The sequence below is a fragment of the Mycobacterium sp. WUMAC-067 genome, from assembly GCF_020217485.1.
In the GTDB taxonomy this organism is placed as follows: domain Bacteria; phylum Actinomycetota; class Actinomycetes; order Mycobacteriales; family Mycobacteriaceae; genus Mycobacterium.
Genome location: NZ_JAEKMI010000125.1, coordinates 1 through 2,633, shown reverse-complemented (window position 1 = coordinate 2,633; position 2,633 = coordinate 1). Strand labels below are relative to the sequence as shown.

The 2,633-nt window shown below is 65.5% G+C and carries 2 protein-coding genes; both read right to left on the bottom strand.

From position 1 onward, the window contains the following. Positions 1–105: 105 nt before the first annotated feature. Positions 106–918: an ATP-binding protein gene (locus tag JF781_RS27705; protein ID WP_033711543.1), complete on the bottom strand. Its 813-nt coding sequence runs from the start codon at positions 916–918 to the stop codon at positions 106–108. Further along, a complete protein-coding gene (gene istA / locus JF781_RS27700) occupies positions 915–2,468 on the bottom strand; it encodes an IS21 family transposase (RefSeq protein WP_033711544.1) in 1,554 nt (517 codons plus the stop codon). The genes JF781_RS27705 and istA overlap by 4 nt, the downstream gene beginning before the upstream one ends. Positions 2,469–2,633: the final 165 nt, after the last annotated feature.

Genomic DNA, 2,633 nt, shown 5'->3' with positions numbered 1-2,633 from the left:
TGTCGCCTGCCAGGGTGATGGGACCTCTGGTTTGCCATGAGCATGGGACCGGGTTGTTCCGGTTGTAGGCCGTGCGTTGATGGTGACCGATGGGGTGGTTGCCGGTCAATCCGACGGAGTCGGAGGGGCCGGCTTTTCCGGTCGGGGCTTTTGGCGTTGCCGGTAGGACTGGCCTTCGACGACGAGTTCGTAGGCCGCTGATTGCAGGCGGTCCATCGCGGATTGAGCCAGCAGAGGATCGGCCATCATGGTCAGGATCTCGGGCGGTTCGCGGTTGCTGGTGATGATCGTCGAAGCCTTGCGGTGGCGTTCGACGATGATCTCGTAGAAGTCGGTAGTCTCGGTGGCTTCCAGGCGGTGCAGTGCCAGATCGTCGATGATCAATAGCTCGACGCGGTGCAGTTTGCGCATCTCGTCTTCGTAGCTGCCGTCCAGGCGTGCTCCACGCAGGCGTTTGAACAGTTTGTCGGCCCGTTCGGTGTGCACGCTGTGAAGCCGTCGTACCGCGATGTGGCCTAAGGCGTTGGCCAGGAACGTCTTTCCCACGCCGACCGGGCCCATGACGAGCACGTTGTAGGCATCGGCGAGGAACCGCAGCGAGATCAGCTCGGCCCACAATTGCTGATCGAACGCCACGGCGGTGGAGTCGTCCCAGGCTTGGAGTTGCATCGCAGGATCGAGGTGGGCAGCCTTGGCCCGCCGCGTCGCGGACTCGCGGTCGCGGCGGGTGACCTCATCAGCGAACAACAGCTCCAAAAAGTCGTGGTGCGGCAGCCGGTTGGTGCGGGCCAGCGCCAGCCGCTCCGGGAGGGTGTCGAGCAGCTGACCGAGTTTGAGGCGGCGCATCAACGCTTTGAGCTCGCCGGAGACCTCGATCGGTTTGACCGCCGGCACGGCATCGGGGCGGGCCGGGCTCATGAGGGCCTGCGGACCGAGAAGTCGGAGCCATCCCGCACGAACCTGGACGCCGCCCCGGGTGGTTTCGGTATCAGGGGCATCTGTTCACCGCCGCCGCGGGTCACGATCCGCTCGATCAGTCCGACGTCGATGACTTCGGCATCCAAGGCACGCCGGCAGGCGTCCTCCACGGCGGCGGCGCTGTGGCGGCGCACCAGCCCCAGCAGCCGATAGACCTGGCGCATCTTGGTCCACGGCAGCGGGTGTTCCAACACGGCGGCGGCGTAGGTGCCGACGTGGGTGCCGTGGGCAGCAGCCTTGCGCTGCAGCGCATTGATGTCGCGCATCGCATAGACCGACACGTGCGCGGGCAGATCAGCGGGGTCGGTGTGCCGCCGGCCCGGGGCCATGACGGGGTGGACCTTGATCAACTCACCACGCCAGTACAGCTTCACCGCGTGCGCATCCGTGCGGGCCTCGATCCGCTTGCCGACCAACTCGCCGGGCACGCTGTAGAGCGCTTTGGCGATCTGCACATGCCGGTCTGAGGCGACCTTGGGATGGGTCCAGACCGGGATGTCGAACACATCCTCAGGCACCGGTCCCAGCGCAGGGAGTTCCTCGGCGGCGAACACCTCGGCCGGGCGCAGCCGGGTGGTGCCATGAATCCGCAACCCGGCGGTCTGCGCACACCACAGCCGCGCCCGTTCCCGGCAATCCCCGAGATCCCGGAAGTGTTCTCCGGCATAGAAATTCGACCGCACGTACTGCACCATGCGTTCTACCCGCGGCTTATCTTTGGGGCTGCGGACCCGCGTCGGGTCAACAGCGAACCCGCGGGCCTGGGCATACTCCCGGAACGCGTCATTGAGCCGGGGTTCGGTCGCGTGTGCGGTGGTGACGATGGCTTTCATGTTGTCGGGGATCACCACCGCGAACACCCCGCCGAAGAACACCCACGCCGCTTCGAACCCGGCGATCACATCGTTAAGGGTCTGGCGGTAGGTGGGCCAGACGAACATGTGCCGCGAATACACCGCGGTGAAGATCAACCCGTGCACCACCCGGCGCCGCCCATCACCAGCATCGATGAGCAGACCGAGGCGGCCGAAGTCGACCTGCACCTCCGCACCGGGTTCGCAGTCGGCCACCGGCACCGTGGCTTGGCGCCGCCCGAATCCCAATTCAGTTGTGGCGTAACGGTGCAACGTCCGATACGACACCACCACACCCCGGCGGCCAAGCAGCGTGTGGATCTTGGTCAACGTCAACCCGTCTTTGAGCCACGCCTTGATCTGCTCATGCTCAGCGGCGATCGTCTCCCAGGCAAGGCTCTTGCCAGTCGGCCGGTGCGGGCGAACCTCGGCGATCACCGCCGCGAGCAGCTCATCGGTGAGCTGACTGTCTCCGCCGTCACGGTCGAGCCCGCAGGCCCGTGCCCGGTCGACGTAGCGTCGCACCGTTTTACGATCGGTGCCCGAGAGCCGGGCCACCTCCCGCAACCCCAACCCCTGCAGCCACAGCCGCAGCATTTCCACGATCTCGATCACCGATACCTCCCGGTAGCTCATCAGGCCAATACAGCGGCCCAACAACCGGAAGAACCCACGCCACGCCGGGGTGGTCCCATAACTGGCAAAACAGCCAGTCAGGTGGTCCCATCAATGGCAAACAGGTGGTCCCATGCTCATGGCAAAACCAGCTCTGAAGTGGTCCCTTTCACCTGGCAGCCGACA